At 53.8% G+C, this 7,030-nt stretch carries 4 protein-coding genes and 1 pseudogene; all 5 read left to right on the top strand.

Annotation, left to right across the window (positions count from 1 at the left end; translation table 11 throughout):
* Nucleotides 1-106: pseudogene (locus CIK94_RS14100) on the top strand (IS982 family transposase); the annotation flags it as partial.
* Nucleotides 107-190: 84 nt separating this feature from the next.
* Nucleotides 191-1,105 carry an IS982 family transposase gene (locus CIK94_RS10320; RefSeq protein ID WP_094387102.1) on the top strand — a complete coding sequence of 305 codons (915 nt, stop codon included), beginning with the start codon at nucleotides 191-193 and terminating at the stop codon, nucleotides 1,103-1,105.
* A gap of 148 nt (nucleotides 1,106-1,253) precedes the next feature.
* Nucleotides 1,254-2,543 carry a HEAT repeat domain-containing protein gene (locus tag CIK94_RS10315; RefSeq protein WP_144008375.1) on the top strand — a complete coding sequence of 430 codons (1,290 nt, stop codon included), beginning with the start codon at nucleotides 1,254-1,256 and terminating at the stop codon, nucleotides 2,541-2,543.
* Nucleotides 2,540-4,024 carry a glycosyltransferase gene (locus tag CIK94_RS10310; RefSeq protein ID WP_022310316.1) on the top strand — a complete coding sequence of 495 codons (1,485 nt, stop codon included), beginning with the start codon at nucleotides 2,540-2,542 and terminating at the stop codon, nucleotides 4,022-4,024. Before CIK94_RS10315 ends, CIK94_RS10310 begins: the two co-directional genes overlap by 4 nt.
* 18 nt (nucleotides 4,025-4,042) lie before the next feature.
* Entirely contained in the window at nucleotides 4,043-7,030 is a 2,988-nt protein-coding gene (locus CIK94_RS10305) for a tetratricopeptide repeat protein (RefSeq protein ID WP_094423009.1), read from the top strand.

Raw genomic sequence — 7,030 nt, 5'->3', positions numbered from 1 at the left:
CAACTTTGCAACCAATCTCTTTGCAGGCCTCATTGCATACAATCTACTGCCCAAAAAGCCGTCAATGAATATTGAAATCATTGACAAAAGCAAACTAATTGCATAACTCTTACGTCGAACTCACGTTAATTAGCGAAATTTTTAGTAACTTTGTAGTGGATAAAAAACAATGAAACTAAAGAATTTCGCTATGATTACCGAAGACAAAGTTACAGAAATTTTCTGTATTGCTGATGATTTTTGCAAAGTTTATGATGCGCAGATGGCAAAATATACGTTTAAGGCAGAAGGAAAGCGCAAATACCACCGTGAAAGCCGCATGTCAAAGGCGGAAATCATGATTATAATGATTCTCTTTCATTCATCAGGGTATCGCTGCCTGAAGCATTTCTATCTCGAAAAGGTATGCAAACACATGCGCCATCTGTTTCCTGAGGTGGTATCATACAATCGTTTCGTTGAACTGGAACGGGAGATTGCCATCCCATTGATAGTGTTCATCAAGAAGGTCTTGCTTGGCAAGTGTACAGGTATCAGTTTTGTCGACAGCACACCTCTGCGAGTATGCAAGAATCAGAGAATCCATATTCACAAGACCTTCAAGGGTATCGCACAAAGAGGCAAATGCTCCATGGGTTGGTTCTTTGGATTCAAACTTCACTTGATATGCAACGAGAAAGGTGAATTGCTCAACTTTATGATAACCCCTGGGGATGTTGACGACCGAAAACCTCTTGAATATAAAGTTTTTGTCGAATTCATTTATGGAAAGCTCGTTGGTGATAAAGGATATATTGGAAAGCGTCTGTTTGAAAGACTTTTTGTGGATGGCATTCAGCTTATCACGAAACTCAAGAGCAACATGAAGGGAGCTTTGATGTCCGTTTCCGACAAGTTGCTGCTCAGGAAGAGGGCGATCATTGAGACTGTGAATGATGAACTGAAGAACATTGCCCAAGTTGAGCATTCACGACATAGAAGCTTTGACAATTTTGTAGTCAATCTTCTGGGAGGTATAGCTGCATACTGTTACTTCCCAAAGAAACCAACCATACGAGTACAGACCGTGGACATTTCAAATGACAGGCAACTTACTTTATTCTAAAGTATATTCGTCGAACTCACGTTAATTAATATAGGCGCAACATATAATCAATATAGACGCGCTTATAAACGGAATAAACAGAATTGCGAATTCTTGGCATTGTATCAACAGACTGCCTCAACCAACAAGGAAACTGAGAACAACTGAAATGAGAGCAATAAAGCGAATAGTGCTTACACTGTCTATGACCTTATTGTGCTGCCCGCAAGTCTTTACAGACAGCATCATGGACCGTATGCGCACCCGCGACTTCTCCCCCATCGACTATATGGGATATGTGCTCACCATGTGGTACAATGGTTTCTTCAACTATCCCTTCGTGGTGCGTGTCAGCATCTTCATGATTCTCATCTGCTGTATATCGATGGTCGTCTTTACCATTTCTATCAGTGTCAACAAGCATTTCGAGGGCCGACGCAACCGCATCTACAACCGCTACTACAAGCGTTTCTACGACATCTTCTGCGAGATAACACTCAATAAGGACAAACTCACCCGCAACGAGATCGACGAGCGCATAGGCCTCACCACCCGCGACATAGCCCGCCGCAAGAAGCCCAAGTACATGTTTGCGCTGTGCATGCTGCTGGTGCAGGTCAAGTCAGACTACTACAACGAGTACAACTACCGCAACGTGCGCACCCTCTGCAACGCCCTCGCCATCGAAGAGTTCATGGAGCGTATGCTCGTGTTCGGCTCGCGCACCAACAGGCGTCGCGCGCTGCAAATCTCCCAGTTCATGATGATTGACCTGCCCGAGTCGGTGCTGGTGCGCCTGCTCAACTCCGTCAACCAGGTCATCCGTAAGGAGACACGTATGTACTATCTGTGGCTTAGCGACTACAATCCCTTCAGATTCTTCATGGAGAGCGAGCTGCACAACTATGATTGGCGCGAATGGGACGCTCTGGAGATACACTTCCTGATGAGAGCACGCCATATAGCCAACAAGGAGATGCCCTCGCTGCCCCCTATCATCGCCGAGTGTGAGAACGAGAAGCTGCAAGCCTGTCTGATCAGAGAGGTGGGCTACTGGGGCACAGCCGAGGATGTGGACAACATGAAGAAATACCTGGCCCACAAGAGTCAGGTGGTACGCCAGGCTACCATAGAGTGTATCATCAAGGCCCATCTGGTATCAGCAGAGCCGCTGCTCATGGCTGCCTACGCCCATCAGAACGAGCATCTGCGCCTGTTTATCCTCCGCGCCCTGGTGTCATTCAACACGGGCCGCGCCATCCCCTTCTTCCTGAAAGCATGGAGCGAGTCCAAGGTCCAGTCGACCAAGCTCAACATCATCATGTCGCTCAGCCTGTATGGCGAGAAGGGCATGGAAGAGTTTGAACGCCTGGAGAGAGAGTGTACCGACAAGGACGACAGTATCCTCTTCAAGCAGGTTAGAGTGTTTGACAGTTATATCAAGAATTTGGCACGATGAAAGAGATTATATTATACACCTACGGATATCTCGTCTTCTTCTACTCGATGGCGCTGATGTTCAGCTACGTGATGCTGGTGGCCCTGTCGTTCAGAGAGACACGCCGCTCGCGCCACTCCCTGAGCGACATCTACGTGAAGAAGATATTCGACAACTCGCCCTATACCCCCGGTGTGTCTATCGTGGCTCCCGCCTATAACGAGGAAAACACCATCGTGGACAACGTGAAGTCGCTGCTCTCGCAAGACTGGCCCAAGTTTGAAGTCATCATCGTCAACGACGGTAGCAAGGACCGCACGCTGGAGAAGATGATTGAGGAGTTTGACCTCGTCGAAGTGCCCTATCTCTACAAGCAGCGCATCATCGCCAAACCGTTCAAGCGTATGTTTATCTCCAACCGCAAGGAGTATGAGAAGCTGCGCGTGGTGGACAAGGAGAACGGTGGTACCAAGGCAGACCCCGTGAACGCCGGTCTGAACGTAGCCAACTATCCCTACTTCATCAATACCGACGTAGACTGTATCCTCTCCAAGAACGCTATCCGTATGTGCGTGCGCCCTATGGTGGAAGAAAGGAACGTGATAGCCGTATCGGGCGTGATGAACATCTCCAATGCCTGCAAGGTGGTCAACGGCGAGCTCATCAAGTACAGCATACCCTGGTCGCCCATCCCTCTGTTCCAGACACTGGAGTATCTGCGCTCGTTCATGATAGGCAAGATGGGCTGGAGCCACATCAACGCCATGCCTAACGTATCGGGAGGTTACGGTATGTTTGACACCGAGATAGCCATCAACGCCGGCGGCTACTCTGCCGACTCGCTGGCAGAGGATATGGACATGCTTACCCGCATGATAGGCTACTGCTGCGACTTCGACAAGCCTTACCGCGTGATACAGATACCCCAGACCTGCTGCTGGACGGAAGGTCCGTCAAACCTGCGCATGCTGTACCGCCAGCGTGTGAGATGGGGACACGGCCTGATACAGACATTTGCCAAGTATTACCGCATGATGTTCAAGAAGAAATACCGTCAGCTGGGTCTCATCACGATGCCCTACCTCTTCATCTTCGAATTCATCGCCCCCGTCATCGAGCTGATAGGTTTCTGCACGTTCCTCTACCTCGCCTTCACGGGCGGCGTCAACTGGGGCACAGCCTGGATTATCTTCCTGATGATGTATATCTTCTGCTTCCAGCTCTCGCTTGTCGTCATCTATTACGACTATCTGCAGACCCGCATGCGCGGCTGGAGCTATCTGCGACTCGTGCTCGCTGCCCTGCTCGAGCCCTTCTTCTACCACCCCTTCATCATGCTCTTCTCGCTGCGCGGCTACCTCAAGTTTATCATGGGTAAGCGTATCGTATGGGGCGAGATGCAGCGCAAGGGCTTCAACAATCCCAACAGCGGCAACGCTCAGGGCCAGGCCGACAACTCCCCCGGCCCCGACATCAATATAGCCACCCAAACCACCGAATAAAGAACCAAAACCAAAGTCATGATGATGAAAATACATAAACCACAGATATGCGGCATGGCGCTGACCCTGATGATGGCAGCCTCGGCACTTGCGTTCACCCCTGCACAGGTGCAGGCACAGTCGATAGTGAAGACCAAGGACATCCATCTGCCCGACTACTACGACGCCACGGTGCGCGCCGCCTTCAAGCGCGGCAACTGGGAGGGCGGCAAGCGTCTGCTCGACGAAGGTCTGAAGCGCTACCCCGACGTGTCGACGCTCAACGAGCTCGCCGGCCGCTACTACTACCACAAGAAGTCCTACGACGACGCCCGCTTCTATCTGGTGCGCGCCCTGCGTGACAACAACGCCAACGTCGAGGCCAAGCAGCTCATCATCAATGTCGAGGAAGAGACACGCAACTACTCGAGCGCCATCTGCTACGTCAACGAGCTGCTCGAGATACATCCCTACTGGAAAGGACTCTGGCGCCGCAAAATCAACCTCTACCGCAAGCAGAAGAACGATGTGGAGGCCGACCGTCTGCTGGAGCGCCTCTGCCATATCTACCCCAACGACGCACAGCTGAAGAAAGACCTGAACTATCGCCTCGAACAGCGCGCCATCGCCGACCGCAAGGCGGGCGACAAGAACGGCGCCATAGAGTCGCTGCAGCAGCTGGTCAACAACGACCCCAAGAAGGAAGAGCACTATCTGATGCTCTGCAACCTGCTCCTGCAGCAGGGTCGCCGCAGCGAAGCCATCGACGTGGCCGACCGCGGCGTGAGCAATCTGCCCGGCAGCTACCGCCTCATCATCAAAAAGGCTGGCATCCTGGCCGAAGACAACCGCTATGGCGAGGCGATGGCGTTTGTGGAACGCTGCATGAAGCACAACCACAGCGGCCAGCTCAACAGCTTCTACGGACAGCTCCAGGCCGACGCCGCCCGCGCTGCCGCCAAGGGCGACCCCTATATCCTCTATGGCAAGGTCTATGAGCGCACCAAGAGCCAGGAGTCGCTCGACTATCTGCTCAATACCGCCATCACCCGCGGCTACTACGACGACGCCCTCACCTATATCGCCGCCGAGCGCAAGCGCAAGGGCGACACCGAAGACCTGCTCTACAAGGCATACATCGTAAACCGCCGTATGGGCAACGCCCAGGCTGCATCGAGTCTGCTCAGCCGCCTCTACCAGCGCAACCCCGCCAACAAGGATGTGGCTGACGAGCTGGCACGCGAGCGCCTCACCCGTGCCATGGAGATGATGAACAATGGCGATTACGGCGAAGCCCTCCCCCTGCTCGAGTTTGCCGCAGAGCACTCTACCGACAAGGAGGTGCGCGAGGCTGCCTTCAACCGCATGGTGACCTGCAACGTAGAGCTGCGCCGCTATACTGCCGCCGAGCGTGCGCTCGCCGACTATCAGGCGCAGTTCCCCGATGCGCCCAGCACCATACTCAAGCACGCCGACATCCTCAGCCGCAGCGGACGCACCGAGGCGGCTCTCGAACTGCTTGCCAAGGAATGCGAAGAGGAAGACGACGCCCTCACCCGCGCCCAGTATGTCAACGCCTACGAGGAAGCTGCCGTGCCCCACATCAAGCGCCTCATCAGGCTGGGCGCCTATGGCAAAGCCTATACGCAGAGCCTGCGCCTGCTCGAGATATGCCCCCTCTCTGAAGACGGTCTGCAATATGCTGTCAACACCTCTGCCCAGCTCAAGCGCTGGAAGGAGCACCGCCGCTGGGTGGCTCTGGGCCGCGAGCGCTATCCCAATGACAACTTCTATGTGGTCAAGCAGGCTGCGCTCTACACCACCGACCGCAAGTACTCCAACTCTCAGGACATCCTGCTGCCCAAGGTGGCAGAGTATATGGGCGACTCGCTGCTGATACGCGCCAACAGTACCAACAGCAGCGACTGGGCCATGGCGCTCCTGGAGCGTCATCAGAACGACTCGGCTATGGCCGTCATCAACAAGGCGATAGAGTATGACAGCGAAAACCGTCTGCTGCTCTACACCAAGGGTCTCATCTTTGAGGCTAAGCATGAGTATGACTCTGCTTATGTCTACCAGAAATACTACCGTCCGGGCTACGGCGAGGAGGCTTCGTTCCGGCGCCATCTCGACGGACTCGTGGCACGCGGCTACCGCAATGGACTCAACTTTGAATACCTGCAAGGACGCTATGGAGAAGAAGATGTAATCACGGCTGTGGCTTCGATAGAGTATACACGCAAGCTGGACGATACCGACGCCGTCGGCGTGCGCTTCAACTACGCCGGCCGCGAGGGTGCCGCCAAGGACACCAAGAGCGACGACCAGCAGCCCGGAGGTACGGGCATCCAGCTGGTGGGCGAATGGACACACCAGTTTGACGACCTGTGGTCGGGAACGGCTACGGTGGGCTTGGCCAACAAGTACTTCCCCCAACTCATGGCTAACGCCCGTCTCACCCGCAACTTCACCCATGACTGGGAAGGCGAGGTGCATGCCGGTTTCCGCCGCATCAACTCCTACGAGAAACGGTTCAGATGGCAGGCTACAGGCGAGGACTCGCCGGCATGGGTCTTCGACCACTGGGACGACACCCACAATCTGCTGCTCAACCTGGGCATCGGCGCCAGCAAGACCATCGACCTCTTCTGGCTCAACGGTCGTCTGGACCTCTACAATATGAAGAGTAAGATGTATGCCAACCTGATACTGCAGGGCAAGTACTACATGCTCAACGACGGCAAGTCGTGCATACAGGCACTGGCGAGCATCGGCTCGGCGCCCGAAGCGTCGATGATAGACAACGCGATGCCTGGTACCTTCAGCCGACTCAACACCCAGGTGGGCCTGGGCGGTCAGTACCGCATACACCGCAATGTCACACTGGGCGTGCTGGGCACCTGGCTCACCTACTACACCCAGACCAACACCCGCACGGGCACCGAAGAGAGCCCCATCGACGGCGTCAATACAAGATACAAAAACCTGTTCAACATAGATGTACAAGTTCTCATCAGCTTCTAA

The sequence above is a fragment of the Prevotella sp. P4-51 genome (genome assembly GCF_002251455.1).
Classification (GTDB): Bacteria; Bacteroidota; Bacteroidia; order Bacteroidales; family Bacteroidaceae; genus Prevotella.
The sequence above is the reverse complement of the archived record's forward strand: the minus strand, read 5'-3'. Positions and strand labels throughout refer to the sequence as shown.